The following is a 17,516-nucleotide window of genomic DNA, read 5'->3' as shown; positions in this document are numbered from 1 at the left end:
CCACTCACCCGAGCCCGAGCCGCATCATCTTCATCCGCAGCCCAACCCGCGTCAAACCGAGTTCGTCAGCGGCGTGGGTTTTATTGCCCTTGTGACGCAGCATGGCATCCCGGATCAGTTGGGCCTCCATACGATCCAGATGGTGTTTGAGCTGCCCTGATTCTTCTTCAACGGCGTCAGACACCGGATCGGGCAGGGCGGCGGTCTGGCGCACGCGCGGTGACAGCAGTTCAGCGCCCAGCACGGGGCCGTCGCCCAGCGCCAGCGCCCGGCGAATCTCGTTTTGCAGTTCACGCACGTTGCCGGGCCAGGCGTGGCGGGTCAGCAGGTTCAGGGCTTCACGCGACATTCTTCGCCCGACCAGGGGTGACTTTTTGAGCATATCGGTCACGATCGGCTCGATGTCCTGCGCACGTTCGCGCAGCGCCGGCAGGTACAGCGTGATGCCGGCCACGCGGTAGTACAGGTCTTCACGAAAGCGCCCACTCGCCACATCGGCTTCCAGATCGCGGTTGGTGGCGGCGATCAGGCGCACATCGACGCCGACCGAGCGTGGGCTGCCGACCGGGCGGATTTCTCCCTCTTGCAGCGCCCGCAGCAGCTTGACCTGGAAGGCGGGCGACGTTTCGCCGATTTCATCCAGAAACAGCGTGCCGCCATCGGCCTGCTGAAACAGGCCGATGTGGGTGTCGGTGGCGCCGGTAAAGGCGCCGCGCTTGTGGCCAAAGAGCTCACTCTCCAGCAAGGTGTCGGGCATGGCGCCGCAGTTTTCCACCACAAAAGGCTGTTCGGCGCGGGCGCTGGCGTAGTGGATGGCGCGTGCCAGCAGCTCTTTGCCAGTGCCCGATTCACCGGTGATCAGCACCGACAGGTCGTGGCCAGCCACCCGCTCGGCCAGCGCACAGACTTCATTGAGCGGGCTGCTGTCGGCGCGGATCAACTTGTCGAAGCCCGCTAGCGCTTTGGCTTTTTGGCGCAGGCTGAAGACGCGCAGGGCCAGGTTTTCGGGGCTGGCGCGCAGCTCCAGCGTCAGGCGCTGGTTTTCCTGCTGCAAGCGCCACAGCTCGCCGGCACTTTGCAGCGTCAGCAGCAATTGGTCCGGGTGCCAGGGTTTGAGCAGATATTGCCAGATGCCGGCCTCGTTGATGCCGGTGATGATGTCTTCGGCTTCGGTGTAACCCGACAAGATGAGCCGCACGGTGTTGGGCCACTGGGCGCGCACGCCGCGCAAAAATGCCACACCCGAGGTGCCGGGCATGCGCTGGTCCGACAGCACAATCTGCACCAACTCCTGCGCCATCACGGCGTTGCCTTGTTCAGCCGACGAGGCCGTGAACACGGTGAAATGGTCATCCAGCGTGCGTTTGAGCGTCTCCAGCGAGCGCTGTTCGTCATCCACCACCAACACCGCCAGGGGTGCGCGCCCGCTCATGGCCGCTTCCAGCCCAGTTCGCGATGCACGGCCAGGTGCCGGGGTGTCCATGAGGCCGGCGACTTGTAAACAAAATGGTGTCGCGCCACGTGGTAGCTGGGGTCGAACCCGTAGAAGTTGCGGTGCATGTGTGTCATCTCCTCGGCGCGGTAGGCGGCCAGTGGTTTGGTCGCTTCGTCGCGCGCTCTTGCTTCGTTTTTAGTAGCTATCTGTGCTTGCAGATCGGGGGCTGCAGCCAGTTTTGATGCATAACGGGCGACCTCTGCGCGAAACGCGGGCACGTCGCCAGGCAGGCAGTCATCGGTGAAGCCCATCTGCAGCGCCTGCTGCGCCATCAAAGGCTGGCGGTTGTGCATGATGGCGCGCGCCGCCTCCAGGCCCAGCCGGCGTGGCAGAGAATACGTCCAGTATTCAGAGCCATACAGATTACCCATGTTTTTGTAATGCGGGTTCAGCATGACCGCCTCACGCGCCCACACCAAGTCGGCTGCCCGGGCCAGAAAGCAGCCGCCGGCGCCGGTGTTGCCGCCCACGGCGGCCACGGTGATCTGATGCTCGGTGGTGATGAGTTCGAGTGCCAGGTCGTTCATGGCGTTGATGTTGCGCCAGGACTCGTCAGCGGCTGAGCCACCCATCAAACTTGCCGCTTCGATCACGTTCAAGTGGACGCCGTTGGACCAGAAGTCTTGTCCGCCCATGAGCACCAGCACGCGCGTTGGCCGCTGCTTGGCCCAGGCCAGGGCAGAACGCAGGCGCTCACATTGCCCGGTGGACATGGCGCCGTTATAGAACTCAAAGTGCAAGTAGCCCACTTGCTCAGCTTCTTCGTAGGCAATGTCTTGCCAGGTGGGGATTTGGACACGCCACCAGCCTGGCAGCGGCGAATATGGAACGGCGGTCAATTCAGGGGCAAACGCCAGCGTGGCGGGCAGCTTGATGCTGCCGGGGCGTTTGACATGGCCGATCCAGACCGCACCATCAACGGTGGCCCGCAACAGGGCGGTTTCGCGCTGCGCGATCACCTCACCCGGCGTGCCGCGCAAGGTGGCTTCCACAGCAGCATCAAACAGATGACAAGCCTGGCCAAACAGCGCGTCGGCCACACCGGGCACGCCGTCCGCCGTATTGATCTTGCGCAGCACGGTGGCGCTGTCGTCAAGCTGCCAGTCAATCGTGCGCTCAGTCTGTTTCATCAGGGGTCGCCAGCGGCTGTTGACTGGGCGCTGCGGCACAAAGCTGCCGCTGGCCAAGCGCTCCACGGCCTGCAACACGGCCTGAGTGGCCGCTTGCGTGACTTCATGGCGATAGACGCTGGCTTTCTTGGCGGCGCGCAGGCAGAAGTTGGCGCAGGCCCAAACCGGCCCGCTGTCCATTTCAGCCTCGGCCTGCAACACGGTCACGCCCCATTCCTGTCGTCCCGCGTCGATTGCCCAGTCCAGCGCCGAGGGTCCCCGGTCGCCCGGCACGCCGGGGTGAACAATCAGGCACAGACAGTGCGACCAGACGGACTCAGGAATGGCGCGGCGCAGGTAGGGCGCCACGATCAGCTCGGGTGCAAACAAGGCACAAGCTTCCTCGGTCACCGAGTCGCTGATGTCAAACTCAACCGACACCTCGTGCCCGCGCTGGCGCAGTTCAGCGCCGAGCCGCTGGCTCAGGCTGTTAAAGGCATGGGTGAGCAGCAGGATGCGCATGGTTTTTTTAGCAGATGCGCGGCAGTTGGTCACCGGCCAGCCAATCCACAATGCGCCGGCCGCCAAAGGCGGTGGTGAGCTGGACAAAATGATGCTCGTCGGCCATCACCTCGCCAATCACGGCGGCGTCCACGCCCAGCGGATGCGCGCGCAGGGTGGCCAGCAGGCGCGGCGCATCGGCAGCCGCGCAAATCACAATCAGCTTGCCTTCGTTGGCCACATAGAGCGGGTCCAGGCCGAGGAATTCACAGGCCGCAGCCACCACCGGTTTGATCGGAATGGCTTTCTCATGCAGCATCATGCCCACACCGGATTGCCCCGCAATTTCGTTCAAGGTCGAAGCCAGGCCGCCTCGGGTGGGGTCGCGCAGGCAGCGGATGTCGGCACCGGTGGCCAGCAGCTGGGCGATCAGGCCATGCAGCGCGGCGGTGTCGGATTCAATGCTGGCCTCAAAGCTCAGGTTTTCGCGCTGGCTCATGATGGCCACGCCGTGGTCGCCCATGGACCCGGACACCAGCACCACATCGCCCGGCCGCACCCGGGCTCCGCCCAGTTCCAGCCCATCGGGCAAGACGCCGACGCCGGTGGTGGTGATGAAAATGCCATCACCTTTGCCGCGTTCCACCACCTTGGTGTCACCCGTGACCACGGGCACCCCTGCAGCATGGGCGGCGCGTGCCATGGATTCAACGATGCACGCCAGCTCAGCCAGCGCAAAACCTTCCTCCAGAATAAAACCGGCGGCCAGATAGAGGGGCGTGGCGCCCATCACCGCCACATCATTGAGCGTGCCATGCACCGACAGGCAGCCAATGTCGCCACCGGGGAAGAACAGGGGGGAGACCACATGGCAATCGGTGGACATCACCAGTCGCGCAGGCTTGCCGTTCAAAACCGCGGCGGGCAACACGGCCCCATCATTGCCCTGGCCCAGGTAGGCGTTGCCCAGATGGCGGGTGAACAGCTCAGAGATCAGTTGCACCATGGCGCGCCCGCCCGAGCCATGCGTCATGTCCACCCGGCCATGTTTCAGATCGAGCGGACGCACGTAGCCGCGTTTGACTTCACTCATGGGGTCATGTCCTTGTAACGCCCGTAACTGTAATGCGCCGCGCAGGCACCTTCGCTGCTGACCATGCACGAGCCCACCGGGTTCTCCGGCGTGCAGACGGTGCCGAAAATCTTGCAGTCTTGCGGTCGCTTGACGCCGCGCAGAATGGCCCCGCATTCACAGGCCTTGTTGTCGGGCACCGATTGGTAATCCATCTTGAAGCGGCGCTCGGCATCGAAGCTGCCGTATTTCTCACGGATCATCAAAGCGGAATAAGGCACCACGGCGAGCCCGCGCCACTCGAATTCGCGGCGCAACTCGAACACCTCGGCGACCCGGTCCTGCGCCTTCTGGTTGCCGTCGCGGCTGACCGCGCGTGCGAACTCGTTTTCAACCTCGGCACGCCCTTCGTTGACCTGCTTGACCAGCATCAGAATCGCCTGCATCACGTCCAGCGGCTCAAAGCCGGCAATCACCACCGGTTTGCGGTATTCCTCGGCAAAAAATTCATACGGCCGACTGCCAATCACGGTTGACACATGCGCCGGGCCGATGAAGCCGTCAATCGGCACCGTGCCCCACTGCCGTACTTCGGGCGACTCCAGAATCTGGCTGATCGCCGCGGGTGTCAGCACATGGCAGCACAGCACGCTGAAATTGCTCAATTGTTCCTGGTGTGCCTGCAAAATAGCCAGCGCCGTTGGCGGTGTGGTGGTCTCAAACCCGATGGCAAAAAACACCACCTCGCGCTCGGGGTTGTCGCGCGCAATCTGCAAGGCATCGAGCGTGGAATAGACCATGCGAATGTCGCCACCGCGCGCCTTGGCCTTCATCAGCGACAGGCCTTCAGAGGCCGGCACGCGCAAGGTGTCGCCATAGGTGCACAGGATCACGCCTTGCTTCAGTGCCAGGTCGATCGCCATGTCAATGCGGCCGATCGGCAGCACACACACCGGGCAGCCGGGGCCGTGCACCATGCGCACGTTGGGCGGCAGCAAGTCGGACAGGCCGTAGCGGGAAATGGCGTGGGTGTGGCCGCCACAAAATTCCATGAAGCTGTAGCTGCGCTCAGGCTGCGCCAGCCGGGCGATCTTGAGGGCCAAGGTTTTGGCGACCTCGCCGTCACGGAATTCGTCGATGTATTTCATGAGGCCGCGGCAACTGATTCAGCCATTTCAGAAAACAGCGCCAGCGTGCGCTCGGCCTCTTGCGGGTCCAGTTTTGACAGCGCATAACCCACATGCAAAATCACATAGTCGCCCACCTGAACATCGTCCAGCAGCGCCAGCGAGATCTCCTTTTTGACGCCTCCCAAATCAACGATGGCCCAGTCGCCCGCCGGGCCGCAGCCGACTTCAATCACTTTGACCGGTAGTGCAAGACACATCTTTAGTCTCCAAAGAATTCAAGGCGATCCAGGCCTGCCCGAGCGCGATGCTGCCATCGCCCGGCGACGTGTGAACCGGTGCCAGCACGGTGATGCCGCCTTGTTCCAGATTTTGCCGCAGACCTGACGATAGCAGGGTGTTGAGAAAGCAGCCACCACCCCACGCCAGGGTGCGCAATCCGGTGGCGGCTGAGGCTTGCAGCACCCAGTCGGTCAGGGCGGCCACCAGGGTCGCGTGAAAGCGGGCGGCGGCCTGGTTGACGTCGCTGGCACCCAGGAGTGATGCCAGAACGGGCAGCAGATTGAGTTGGCCCCGGTCACTGAGCGTCCAGCCCTCAGCCATGGCGGCAGGCCAGCCCTGGTTATCTATAAAAAGAGTAGCACACTGTTCAAGCAACACGGGGGCTTGAGCCTCATATTTCATATAAGAGCAGAGGCCCAGCAAACCCGCTGCTGCATCAAACACGCGGCCCATGCTCGACGTGCGCGGGCTGTTGAACTGGCGCTGCAGCATGGCGGCCACGGTATCTGCGCCGGGCTCCTGAAAACGCTCCACGATGTCGGCGTTGCGGCCCAACTCATGCAGCACCGAAGCCGCCATGCGCCAGGGCTCACGCGCGCACCTGTCGCCACCCGGCATGGCCAAGGGCGACAGGTGGCCCAGGCGCTCGAAATGCGCCCCATCGACCTTGAGCAATTCACCACCCCAGGCGCTGCCGTCGGTCCCCAGGCCCACACCATCGAGCGCCAGCCCCAACACGGGGCCCTGCCAGCCGTGCTCGGCACACACGGCGGCAATGTGGGCGTGGTGATGCTGCACAGCCAGCGTGGGCAGCCCATGGCGATCGGCAAATTCAAGGGCAGCGCGTGTGCTGTAGTCGTCGGGGTGCAGGTCGTGCGCGACGACCGCCGGCTTGACGTCGATCAGATCGCACAGGCGCTGCACCGTCTCGTTCAGGAAGTCACAGCTTGCGGCGTTGTCCAGGTCGCCAATGTGAGGCGACAAAAAAGCTTCATCGCCACGGGTCACGCACACCGTGTTTTTGAGGTGGGCGCCAAACGCCAGCACGCAAGGCCGGGAAAGCCCGGATGGCCCCGCGTGTGGCAAGCGAATGGCGACAGGCGCGTAACCCCGGCTGCGCCGGATGAACTGCGCTCCCGGTCCCAGCGGGCGCACCACGCTGTCGTCGCAGCGCGCCACGATGTCGCGGTCGTGGTCCAGATAGGCGTCGGCAATGCCAACCAGACGCGTGCGCGCCTCTGCCATATCGCGCACGATGGGCTCACCACCCGGGTTGGCGCTGGTCATCACCAGCACCATGGCCTGCGGCTTGTTGGTCCAGGCGCTGCCCGCAGGTCGGCCGGCGGCCTCATGCAACAGCAAGAAGTGGATCGGCGTCGTGGGCAGCATCACACCCAGCCACAGCAGGCCCGGCGCCACACCACACAAGGCGGCATCGCCACCTGGCCGCGCGCGCAGCAGCACGATGGGGCGCTCACGGCTTTCCAGCAGAGCACGCTCTGCATCCGATACCTGCGCATAAGGCGCCAGGCTGGCGACGTTGGCCAGCATCACGGCAAAGGGTTTTTCTTCGCGGTTCTTGGTGAACCGAAGCCGCGCCACCGCCTCCGGGTTGCGCGCATCACAAGCCAGGTGAAAACCGCCCAGCCCCTTGATGGCCACGATTTTCCCGTTTTGCAGCAGGTGCAAGGTGCGTTCAATCGGATCGCCTTGAATCGTCTGGTGCTGCGCATCCAGCAACGCCAGCGTGGGGCCGCATTGCGGGCAACAGGTGGTCTCGGCATGAAAACGCCGATCCGCCGCTGCCCTGTATTCAGCGCCACAGGCCGGGCACAGCGGGAACGCTGCCATGCTGGTCTGCGGCCGGTCGTAAGGCAAGGCGCGGGTCACCGTGAAGCGGGGGCCGCAATGCGTGCAGGTGATGAAAGCATGGCGCCAGCGCCTGTTCGTGGGGTCAAACAGCTCGTTCAGGCAATCGGCGCAGACGGCAACATCCGGGCCAATGGCCGTGACGGCGCGGCCCTGGATGCTGTCGATGATGGAGAAACCGGCCCAGTCTTCTACCAAAGCCTCACGCGCCTGCACCGCATCAACTCGCGCCAACGGCGGCGCATCCGTGCGCAGACGTTGCAACAGTTCGGCAACTTGGGGCTCAGCGCCCTGGGCAGCCATCTCGACGCCCTGGGCGTCATTGCGCACCCAGCCGGTGAGCTTGAGTTCCTGCGCCAGGCGCCAGACAAAAGGCCGGAATCCGACCCCTTGAACAATGCCGCTGACCCGGATGTGACGCGCAACGAGTGGCAACGCAGTCGTCAAGCCTGCGCCTGCAAGCGCGCTTCCAGATGGGCAATACGCGCCTTCAGACCGTCCACTGTTTGCTGCCGGTCGGCGCTGGCCTGGGACACGCCATCACGCAGAAAGGCCAGCCACTCGTCCATGCCTTCGCCACTGGTGGCCGAGAGCTCAATGACATGAATGCCAGGATTGACCCGGCGCGCGAAGCCGATGGCCGCATCCACGTCGTAATTCAGATGCGGCAGCAGGTCGATCTTGTTGAGCAGCATCAGGCTGGCGGCACGGAACATGTCGGGGTACTTGATCGGTTTGTCTTCACCCTCGGTGACCGACAAGATCACCACCTTGTGCGCCTCGCCCAAGTCAAAGGCGGCGGGGCACACCAGGTTGCCCACGTTTTCAATCATCAGCAGGGATTCATCCTCCAGCTTGAGCTGTTCCATCGCGTGCCCGACCATGTGGGCATCCAGATGACAGCCCTTGCCGGTGTTGATCTGGATCGCCTGGGCACCGGTGGCGCGAATGCGGTCAGCGTCCTGACTGGTTTGCTGGTCGCCCTCAATCACGGCCACGGCTTGCTGGCCCAACAGGGCAATGGTCTTGCACAGCAGCGTGGTCTTGCCGGAGCCGGGGCTGGACACCAGGTTCAGCGCAAAAATGCCGCGCTCAGCCAAGTTTTGCCGGTTGGCTTGCGCGTAAGCGTTGTTCTTGGCCAGGATGTCCTGCTCAATCTGCACCATGCGTTTGGGCGTGACGCCTGGGGCGTGCGCGTGTGCCGGGGTTTCGTCGTGCGAATGTAGGTGGGCATCGCTGTCAGCATGGTCGTGCGTATGCGCGTGATCGTGGGGATGATCATGACTGTGGCTGCTGCCATCCGGATGCACATGGTCGTGCGTATGCGCCTGTTCACCCTTAATCTTGACTTCACCCACACCGCAGCCACAAGTGACACACATAGCCAGTCTCCTATTTGTTGTTACTCTACTTCAAGTTCTTTGACCCGCATTTCAGTGCCCCCGGTGACCTGCAGTTGGTAGCCGCCACATTGCGGGCACTGGCCAAACACTTCCGCCATCGGCACTGTTTCTGCGCAGGCCATGCACCAAGCAGTGCCGGGCAATGTCATGATTTCCAGCCGCGCACCTTGGGCGACGCTGTCCCGCGTCACCGCATCAAAACAAAATACCATGGCTTCGGGCTCTACACCCGAGAGCTGACCAATTTCAAGCCAGACGGTGGTGACTTTGGCAAAGTGATCTTTGCGCGCTGCATCCTCTATCAGTTGCAGCACCCCTTCGGCGAGCGACATTTCGTGCATAGCGGGCAGCTTACTGTTTTCGAAAAGCAAAAAAGTTTCGGCGGGACACCGGGGTCTGCCCAGCAGCCCTATCTTTTTTGTTAACCGCCTGGGGCGGCTGCGGCACCGTCAACAGGCCGACCAAGGAGGCGCGCGCCGTCATGGTCGCCTCCGACTGGCTTGAGAACTTGCCCATGGGCGAAAACAGCGAGCAGCTCTGGTACTCACCCAGCTCCGTTTCATGGCCGCCCAGAAACGCAAAATCACCCGCAGGGAACCTGACAAAGCGACGTTTGTTTTCACCCGTGGAGACCCAGTTGTCAATGCTGCCGGGCAGCAGCAACAGGCTCATGCACCAGGGCGTCACCACCATGCCCAGCCAATGCCCCTGCCAGCGCTGGAAATCAATGGCCTCGACGGACAGCGCCGGATTGAGAATGGGCACGTCGACCATGCATTCCTGCTGGATGCGGGAAAAAGCCGCTTCAACCGCGTCAGCCGGACTGACAATGTGAATGTTGGGGCTCATGCGGATTCACCCCAGCGCCTGGCGTCATCGTGCTCTGCCATCAGCTCCTGCATCAATGCCAGGGATTCCTGCGCTCGCGCCGAGTCGATCCGCTCAAACGCAAAACCACCGGCCTGAATCAGCAGGTAGTCGCCGACCGCAATTTCTTCATCCAGCAACAGCAGGCTGACCTCGCGCCTCAAGCCAAAACACTCCGTGACGGCTGTGCCAGCACGAACCTCGATCACGCGGGAAGGTGCGGCCAGGCACATCTCAAGCGACCTGTGCCGTCAGGGGCTCAAGCGCATAGCCGCGCAAAACCAGTTCAGCAACGGCCATCTCGACCAATTGCGGAATTGTTTCCGCAATGGTCGGCGTCATCTCCATGCCCAGTTCCAGTGAAATCGGCTCAACGCCCAACACCACAATTTCTTTCGGCATGGTGTCTAGCAGTTCCAGACTGGCCAGCACATCGGGCAGACCAATTTGATGGGGCGAGAGCTTGCTGCGGAAAAAAACCGGAATCTGATCGCCCGATATTTTGACAACCGTCCCTGCCGCGGCACCGGTCCTGACGACATCGATCACGATCAGGAAATCGAGGTTGGACAGGTCTTCGATCATCTCCATGCCGGAGGTGCCGCCGTCGATAAGCTGCACCTCCGCGGGCATCTTGAAGGCCAGCTCCAGCGCCTCCACCGCGCGCACGCCTGCCGCCTCATCGGTCAGGATCGTGTTGCCGATACCCAGTACAACTGCATGCATAAAGTGAGGCCCCGAATGAAAAGAGTCAGCCATTCGTTGACCCTTGGATGGTACGCCGCTGCTAGACCGCCTTGACCGAGATGGCCGTGCCGCTCACAGTGTCGGTCAAATGGATGGCGCAGGCAATGCAGGGGTCAAAGGAGTGAATGGTGCGCAGCACTTCCAAGGGTTTTTCCGGGTCGGCGATGGGCGTATGGAGCAAGGAGGCTTCGTAGGGACCCGGCTCATCCTTCTCGTTTCTGGGACAGGCGTTCCAGGTGGAAGGCACCACGCACTGGTAATTCTTGATCTTGCCGTTGTCAATGACCACCCAGTGCGACAGGGCGCCGCGCGGCGCCTCATGAAAGCCCACGCCCATGACCTCGCCCTTGGGAAATACCGGCTTGTTGAAAGTGGCCAGATCACCCTTGCCCATATTGGTCAGCAAGGCGGTCCATTGGTCGGCCAGCAGATCCACATTGACGCAGCAAGAGATAGCGCGCGCCGCATGACGACCGATGGTGGAGTGCATGGCGTCGAGGCCAATCTTGGTCTTGGCCAATGCAGAGACCGTGTCAAGTGTGGCCGTGGCGTATTTGGTGGTGGCTTCATGACCGGCCGCCAGTCCATTGAGCACGCGGGCCAGCGGGCCGACCTGGGCGACCTTGCCGTAGAAGGTGGGCGACTTCATCCACGAATACTTGGCATCATCCTTGAAGTCGGTGTAGTTGGGTGTGGTCTCGCCCTTGTAGGGATGCAAAGCACCCGCTTTGTCATAGTTGTACCAGGAGTGCTTGACGGACTCTTCGACACCCTTGATCCAGTACTCGTCGTTGAACGACGAGATGGGCTTGCGCTTGGCCAGGTCGCCGCCCTCAATGAAACCGCCGGGGAAGGCAAACTGCGTTCCCTTGGCATCGAGCGGAATATCGGGCACCGACAAATAGTTGGTGACGCCTTTGCCTATGGCAGTCCATTCCGGGTAGAAAGCGCCCACGGCAGCGACGTCGATCAGGTAGACATTCTTGACAAAATCAGCCAGTTCATCGATCCAGCCCTTGATGGCCATCAGGCGTTCCACTGTCAACACCGCTTGTGAATCCGTCGCCAGCGGATTGGCCACACCGCCCACCGCCACATTCTGGATGTGCGGTGTCTTGGAGCCCAGAATGGACACGATCTTGTTGGCCTTGCGTTGCACTTCGAGCGCCTGCAGATAGTGCGCCACCGCCAGCAGGTTGACCTCGGGTGACAACTTCATGGCCGGGTGGCCCCAGTAGCCGTTGGTGAAGATGCCGAGCTGCCCGCCATTGACAAAATGCTGGAGCCGCTCGTGCACGCGCCGCATCTCATGCTTGCTGTTGAGGTGCCAGCTGGAGAGGCTTTCACCCAAAATGGCGGTTTTGTCCGGGTCTGCCTTGAGCGCCGAGGTCACATCGACCCAGTCGAGTGCCGACAGGTGGTAGAAGTGAACGATGCTGTCATGCACCGAGTGCGCCAGGATAATCAGGTTGCGGATGTACTGCGCATTGAGTGGAATTTCCATTTTCAACGCGTTTTCCACCGCCCGCACTGAGGTAATGGCGTGCACCGTGGTGCAGACCCCGCAGATGCGCTGCGTGATGGCCCAGGCGTCGCGCGGATCGCGTCCCAGCAAGATCAGTTCCACCCCGCGCCACATCTGGCCGGACGACCAGGCTTTGTTGACCTTGCCGCCATCGATGTCGACATCGATGCGCAAATGGCCTTCAATGCGGGTGATCGGATCAATGGTGATACGTTGTGACATTTTTGTCTCCGTCCTTGTTTTATTTAAGAAGCGACCTGCGCATGTTCCCGCGGCAACACCGGGAAGCGGCGGGTGATGATGATGTACCCGAGCACCTCGATGGCGAAGATGCCGACAGTGACCATGACTTCGGCCAGCGAGGGGAAGTAGGTCCAGCCCGAGCCGGTGAAATGCCCATAGCCAATCAGGAAGCCATTGAGGCGCAGCAAGATGCCACCGATCATGATGGCAATGCCTGCCAGAAACAGATTGGCCGGGTTGCGCCGAGCCTGCGTGCTGCCAATCAGGAAGAAGGGCGCGACAAAGGCGATGTTCTCAATCCAGAACGAGATGGCGACCCAGTCCGGATGAAAAGCCTCACCCAGCGCGCCCCGAATCAGCAGGTCGCCAAAGCGCACCACCAGATAAACCGCCAGCACACCCAGCATGATTTTGGACAACGGGTTGAGCAGACGCATCTCTATCGTCCGGCGGTAACCGGCTGCCGCGACACAGGACTCGAACAGCACCACGCCATATCCAATCACGATGGCGGTGAGAAGGTAGATCAAGGGCACCGCGGGCGTTTGCCACAACGGATTCACCTGCCCACCCATCACCACCAGCATGGTGCCCAGCGAGGACTGATGCATCATGGGCAACAACACGCCCAGCGCAATAAAGAAGAACAGCCACTTGTTGAGTTTCTTCTTCACATCCCGTCTGCCCATTTTTTCCAGAAACACGGGTGAAAACTCAATCCACATCACCAGGATGTAGGCCGTGACGCAAACCGCCACCTCAAACATCACGGAACTGGGATTGGCATAGCCCGGCCAGAAGATGTGCCAGAAGTTCCACCAGCGCCCAAGGTCCACGAAGATGCCCGCGCCCGCGAGTGTGTAGCCAAAAAGACTGGCCAGCAGAGCCGGACGCACCAGCGGGTGGTATTCACCTTTGTTGAAAATATAGACCAGCAAGGCGACCGAGAAGCCGCCGCAGGCCAGCGCCGAGCCGATCATCACATCGACCACGACCCAGATGCCCCAGGAGTAACCGTCGTTGATATTGGCCACCATCCCCAGGCCAAATATGAAGCGCACCAGAAGAATGGCAGCCATGATGGCAATGAGAACACCACAGACCAGCGTTGCCGCATTGACCAGACTGCCGCCGACCGGTGTGGGCGCCGCATGTTGATGAGTCGTCATGATCACTTCTCCCCTTTGTCTTTGTCAGTGCCTGACTCATCGTCCTCGTCATGTACGTTGCGTTTGGCAATGAAGCTCAATGCGCCCAACACGACCACCGGCATCACCAATCCACCGTAAAGTGAATGCTGGAGGGTCTCCGACGTGGCCGCCGACGACTTGGGTGGCAAGTCGGGCATGCCGACCTTGGCAAAAGTTACCGCGGAGAGTTTGAGCACCTGCGTGCCGCCGAATTCTTTCTCGCCATACACGTGCTGGAGATAGTTGCCGACCGGACCTTCATAGCTCTGATCCGGGCCGCCAATCTTGCCTCTCGGGTAACGTGTGACGCTGCCGGGCTTGAGTGCAATACGTCGTTTGGCTTCAAGCAGCAGATCGGCACTGCGGCCATAGAGCGTGGCACCGGTTGGGCATACTTCGGCGCAGGCGGAGTAGTGACCGTCAGCGTAGCGATGACGACACAACTCACATTTGCCAATCTTGCCGGTGGGCGAGTCGTATTGGTATTTGGGAATACCAAACGGGCAAGCCACCACACAATAACGGCAGCCGACACAGGCGCCGGGGTCGTAGGCCACAATGCCGGTTGCCGGGTCTTTCGTCATGGCCGACACCGGACAAGCAGACACGCAGGAGGGGTCGGCGCAATGCATGCACGATGTCTTCATGAAGGCAAAGCCATTCACCTCGGCATCTTTGGTCTGCATCGTGCCGTTGCGGTACATCTTGATGATGTTGAAGGTGTAGCCCGACGTGTCCAGTGGCGTGTCCCAGAGACGATCTTCGGTCGAGAACTCCGGCGGATTGTTATTGGCCTCTTTGCAGGCGGCCACGCAGGCCTTGCAGCCGATGCACAGCGTCGCGTCATACAACAGGCCCAGCGCCTCGGCCGGGCGACTATGGGTCTCGCGCGCGCAAGCTGGTGGCGCAACTGCGGCTGAGGTGATCGCTGCGCCACCCGCAACAACCCCTTTCAAGAAGTGACGACGAGTGTCCATGATTACACCTGAGCCTGGTCTTTGGACTTGCCTTCAGCTTTGGCGCGCTCGGCCTCGGATGCCGCGTGCGACAAGCCCAGATTGCGCGTCAACATCACGGCAGCGCCAGCCGCGGCGCCGGCCAACGCAGCGAGCGCAGCAGCAGAGGCAAAGGACGCACCCTTGCCTTGTTCTTCCACAATGCGCGGATACTGTTGCGGTGGCACGATATTGATCACTGTGGCGACCTGATGAATCGGCTTGGTAAAGCCCACGCCTTTTTCACTGCAACCGATGCAGGGGTGGCCACAGCCGACCGGCCAGTTGTTTTCGCCCGCGTCGCCAAATCCTATGGTTGAGCAATTGGCATAGGTTTCCGGCCCTTTGCAGCCCAGCTTGTAGAGGCAGTAGCCCTGACGATGGCCCGCATCACCAAACTCCATCGCAAAGCGCCCGGCATCGAAGTGCGCGCGGCGTTCACAGTTTTCATGAATCAGGCGCGAGTAGGCAAATTTGGGGCGCCCCAATTTGTCGACGTCAGGTAGCTTGCCAAAGGTCAGAAAGTGCACCACGGTGGCGAGAAAGTTATAGGGGTTGGGCGGGCAACCAGGGATGGTGACCACAGACTTGCCCAGCACCTCGGCCACACTGGAGGCGCCGGTCGGATTGGGGCCGGTAGACGGCATACCTCCCCAGGAGGCACAAGAGCCAATGGCGATCACCGCCGCCGCATCAGCGGCACATTCTTTGACCAGATCAATCGCGGTGTGGTCCCCGATCTTGCAGAAAATGCCGTTGTCCTTGACCGGAATGGCGCCTTCAACCACCAGCACATATTTGCCTTTGTGGGTCTTCATCGCGTCTTTGCGGGCGGCCTCGGCCTGGTGCCCGGCGGCGGCCATCAAAGTCTCGTGGTAGTCGAGCGAGATGACGTCCAGAATCAGCTTTTCCAGCGTTGGATGTTCAGCCCGCAACAGCGACTCCGAGCAGCCCGTGCACTCCTGAAAGTGCAGCCAGATCACCGATGGACGCTGGCTGGTTTCTATTGCCTTGGCCACCGCAGCTTCGGCGCCTTTTGGCAGTCCCATGGTGACCGCTAGCGTGGTGCAAAATTGCAGATAGTCACGCCTTGACATACCCAGGCGTTGCTCGACGCCATGGAACGCATCGGACCCCAAGTCAAATAGCTCATTCATATCGCCCATGTCTTGTCTCCTCATAACGCCAGGTCGAGTCTGGACCTGATCGCTACGACATAGGCAATTTACGGGCCAAGCTGAAACTGCGATTTTCAGGTCAAAATTTAAGGGTTTACCCGAGCTAAAAAACGCAATTTCAGCGTACGGATGGTTAGCAAATATGCAGCCTGCTAACCAGTATTTCCGTGACCAAATTGACCACCACGCCGTCATGACGATTCTGTTTCATTGGTGTTGGCGCGCGAGCCGAACCAGGCACGAATCTTGTATGAAAATCTTGTCTTTCCATAATCATATTTAGGAGCATCCCATGAAATTCTTGTCCCATAGATTGCTGCGCAATGTCAGCGTTGGCAGCTTGGCGCTGGTTGCTGGTCTGGCGCAGGCCCACACAGGGCATGGCACCACGGGTGTCTTCGAGGGGCTGGTTCACCCCTTCGGACTGGACCATCTGCTGGCCATGGTGGCAGTGGGCATGTGGTCGGTGTCCGCCCTGCCTGCCAGCAGGGTCTGGTGGGGGCCTGCCACGTTTCTGCTTGCCCTGGTAATTGGTGCAGCGCTTGGCGCCATGGGCTTGACCATGTCCTGGCTTGAACAGCTGATTTCCTTGAGTGTGGTGCTGTTCGGTGTCATGCTGGTCGCCTCGCGTCAAAAAATGCCGCTCGCGCTTGGCTTGGGATTGATCGCCTTGGCGTCATCAATGCACGGTCTGGCGCACGGTGCTGAAACCCCGGATACCGGCTTTGCCGGCTACGCCGCTGGCTTTCTGTTAACCACCGCCACACTCCACTTGGGCGGTGCGGCGGCTGGTTTGGGCGTTCGCCGCTATCTCGCCAGCACAGCCGACTGGGTCATCACCGCGATGGGAACCCTGTTGGGGGGTGCTGGTCTGTATTTGTTCAGCCAATTGTGATCCGTAGAGGCAAAAAGAGGTGTCTTAAACCTCTTTTTTCAGGAGAGTAAGGCGGGCCTTGACCTGTTGCGCAGGCCCTAAGATACTTGCCCGGCTAGCAACACAAGGATCGCTGTGGCCAACTTACTCCAACCTGCCGTTATGTCGGCGCCTCATGTGCACCTGACGGATCCGCTGTCCGGGCTTGCGGCTTGGCTGAGCTACTTCCGTAGCGCCGAGATACCGGTACTGGCCGAGACCGCCGAGGCTCTGGAAGCGTTACGCGCCCGTGAGGATGATGTGGATGCGAGCATGTTGAGCTCGGTCATACAGAATGACCCGCTGATGACACTCAAGCTACTGGCGCATGTGGGCTCCAAGCGTCGGCCAGACGCAGCCACCGGCACCGAAACCATCACCAGCGCGCTGGTGATGATGGGCATTTCGCCATTTTTTCAGCACTTTGGCGCGCAACCCACGGTTGAAGATCGGCTGCAAGATCAGCCGCTGGCGCTTGAAGGTTTGCTTGATCTGCTGAAACGCGCCGAACGCGCCAGGCTTTTTGCATTGGGTTTTGCAGTGCATCGCGCTGACCTGGACGCCGGCGCCATCCAGCTGGCAGCGTTTTTGCATGACTTTGCCGAAATGTTGCTCTGGTGTCATGCGCCCGCCCTGGCGCTCAAGATGAGCGAGGCGCAGCGCGTCGACCCGACGCTGCGTTCTGCCAGCATCCAGCGTAGTGTGCTCAATATAGAGCTGGACGATTTGCGGCAAGCGCTGATGCAAGACTGGCGCCTGCCCGAACTGCTGGTGCACATCAGTGACGGCAAGCATCCCGACCACCCGAGCGTGCGCAACGTTCTGCTGGCCGTGCGGCTGGCCCGGCACACCATGCTCGGCTGGGACAATGCAGCCCTGCCCGACGACATTGACGACATCGCCAGCCTGCTCAACGTGTCGCCCCGCATTGCGCTGGCGTTTGTGCACAAGATTGATCAGTCAGAGTAATAGGCGTGTGTCCACGCAAGGTTTCGGGTAT

17 protein-coding genes are annotated in these 17,516 nt (G+C 61.2%); 2 read left to right on the top strand and 15 right to left on the bottom strand.

The features are described from left to right. Window positions 1-4 precede the first annotated feature (4 nt). The 15 genes from RFER_RS20785 to RFER_RS20715 all read right to left on the bottom strand — a co-directional run bounded on the left by RFER_RS20785 (window position 5) and on the right by RFER_RS20715 (window position 15,591). Complete coding sequence (locus RFER_RS20785; RefSeq protein WP_011466362.1) at window positions 5-1,432, bottom strand: sigma-54-dependent transcriptional regulator; 1,428 nt, start codon at window positions 1,430-1,432, stop codon at window positions 5-7. Next, window positions 1,429-3,126 (bottom strand): hydrogenase maturation protein, encoded by a 1,698-nt coding sequence (locus tag RFER_RS20780; protein ID WP_011466361.1) that lies wholly within the window; start codon window positions 3,124-3,126, stop codon window positions 1,429-1,431. Before RFER_RS20780 ends, RFER_RS20785 begins: the two co-directional genes overlap by 4 nt. Window positions 3,127-3,133: 7 nt before the next feature. After that, complete coding sequence (hypE, locus tag RFER_RS20775) at window positions 3,134-4,198, bottom strand: hydrogenase expression/formation protein HypE (protein WP_011466360.1); 1,065 nt, start codon at window positions 4,196-4,198, stop codon at window positions 3,134-3,136. Further along, complete coding sequence (gene hypD / locus RFER_RS20770) at window positions 4,195-5,325, bottom strand: hydrogenase formation protein HypD (RefSeq protein WP_011466359.1); 1,131 nt, start codon at window positions 5,323-5,325, stop codon at window positions 4,195-4,197. Before hypD ends, hypE begins: the two co-directional genes overlap by 4 nt. Next, a complete protein-coding gene (locus RFER_RS20765; RefSeq protein WP_041791050.1) occupies window positions 5,322-5,564 on the bottom strand; it encodes a HypC/HybG/HupF family hydrogenase formation chaperone in 243 nt (80 codons plus the stop codon). The genes hypD and RFER_RS20765 overlap by 4 nt, the downstream gene beginning before the upstream one ends. Beyond that, window positions 5,533-7,902 (bottom strand): carbamoyltransferase HypF, encoded by a 2,370-nt coding sequence (gene hypF / locus RFER_RS20760; RefSeq protein ID WP_011466357.1) that lies wholly within the window; start codon window positions 7,900-7,902, stop codon window positions 5,533-5,535. The genes RFER_RS20765 and hypF overlap by 32 nt, the downstream gene beginning before the upstream one ends. Then, complete coding sequence (gene hypB, locus RFER_RS20755; protein WP_011466356.1) at window positions 7,899-8,837, bottom strand: hydrogenase nickel incorporation protein HypB; 939 nt, start codon at window positions 8,835-8,837, stop codon at window positions 7,899-7,901. The genes hypF and hypB overlap by 4 nt, the downstream gene beginning before the upstream one ends. Before the next feature lie 20 nt (window positions 8,838-8,857). Beyond that, window positions 8,858-9,199 (bottom strand): hydrogenase maturation nickel metallochaperone HypA, encoded by a 342-nt coding sequence (gene hypA, locus RFER_RS20750; RefSeq protein ID WP_011466355.1) that lies wholly within the window; start codon window positions 9,197-9,199, stop codon window positions 8,858-8,860. 10 nt (window positions 9,200-9,209) lie between these two features. Continuing rightward, window positions 9,210-9,707, bottom strand: a complete 498-nt coding sequence (gene hybE / locus RFER_RS20745) for a [NiFe]-hydrogenase assembly chaperone HybE (RefSeq protein WP_011466354.1) — start codon at window positions 9,705-9,707, stop codon at window positions 9,210-9,212. Then, a complete protein-coding gene (locus tag RFER_RS20740; protein ID WP_011466353.1) occupies window positions 9,704-9,958 on the bottom strand; it encodes a HypC/HybG/HupF family hydrogenase formation chaperone in 255 nt (84 codons plus the stop codon). Before RFER_RS20740 ends, hybE begins: the two co-directional genes overlap by 4 nt. A gap of 1 nt (window position 9,959) precedes the next feature. Further along, window positions 9,960-10,451 carry a HyaD/HybD family hydrogenase maturation endopeptidase gene (locus RFER_RS20735; protein WP_041791048.1) on the bottom strand — a complete coding sequence of 164 codons (492 nt, stop codon included), beginning with the start codon at window positions 10,449-10,451 and terminating at the stop codon, window positions 9,960-9,962. 61 nt (window positions 10,452-10,512) lie between these two features. Further along, window positions 10,513-12,219 (bottom strand): nickel-dependent hydrogenase large subunit, encoded by a 1,707-nt coding sequence (locus RFER_RS20730; protein ID WP_011466351.1) that lies wholly within the window; start codon window positions 12,217-12,219, stop codon window positions 10,513-10,515. 23 nt (window positions 12,220-12,242) lie between these two features. Then, the gene (hybB, locus tag RFER_RS20725) at window positions 12,243-13,409 is read right to left on the bottom strand and encodes a Ni/Fe-hydrogenase cytochrome b subunit (RefSeq protein ID WP_011466350.1); all 1,167 of its coding nucleotides are present in this window, start codon (window positions 13,407-13,409) and stop codon (window positions 12,243-12,245) included. A gap of 2 nt (window positions 13,410-13,411) precedes the next feature. Further along, on the bottom strand, window positions 13,412-14,407 hold the full coding sequence (hybA, locus tag RFER_RS20720) for a hydrogenase 2 operon protein HybA (RefSeq protein WP_011466349.1): 996 nt from the start codon (window positions 14,405-14,407) through the stop codon (window positions 13,412-13,414). 2 nt (window positions 14,408-14,409) lie between these two features. Beyond that, complete coding sequence (locus RFER_RS20715) at window positions 14,410-15,591, bottom strand: hydrogenase small subunit (protein ID WP_011466348.1); 1,182 nt, start codon at window positions 15,589-15,591, stop codon at window positions 14,410-14,412. Window positions 15,592-15,895: 304 nt separating this feature from the next. Here RFER_RS20715 and RFER_RS20710 point away from each other — a divergent pair, with 304 nt between their 5' ends. After that, window positions 15,896-16,498, top strand: a complete 603-nt coding sequence (locus tag RFER_RS20710; RefSeq protein WP_011466347.1) for a HupE/UreJ family protein — start codon at window positions 15,896-15,898, stop codon at window positions 16,496-16,498. Window positions 16,499-16,639: 141 nt separating this feature from the next. Then, entirely contained in the window at window positions 16,640-17,485 is an 846-nt protein-coding gene (locus tag RFER_RS20705) for an HDOD domain-containing protein (protein ID WP_011466346.1), read from the top strand. The last annotated feature ends 31 nt before the right edge of the window (window positions 17,486-17,516 follow it).

It is taken from the genome of Rhodoferax ferrireducens T118 (assembly GCF_000013605.1).
Taxonomy (GTDB): Bacteria; Pseudomonadota; Gammaproteobacteria; order Burkholderiales; family Burkholderiaceae_C; genus Rhodoferax; species Rhodoferax ferrireducens.
This window is presented reverse-complemented; position numbering and strand designations above follow the sequence as displayed.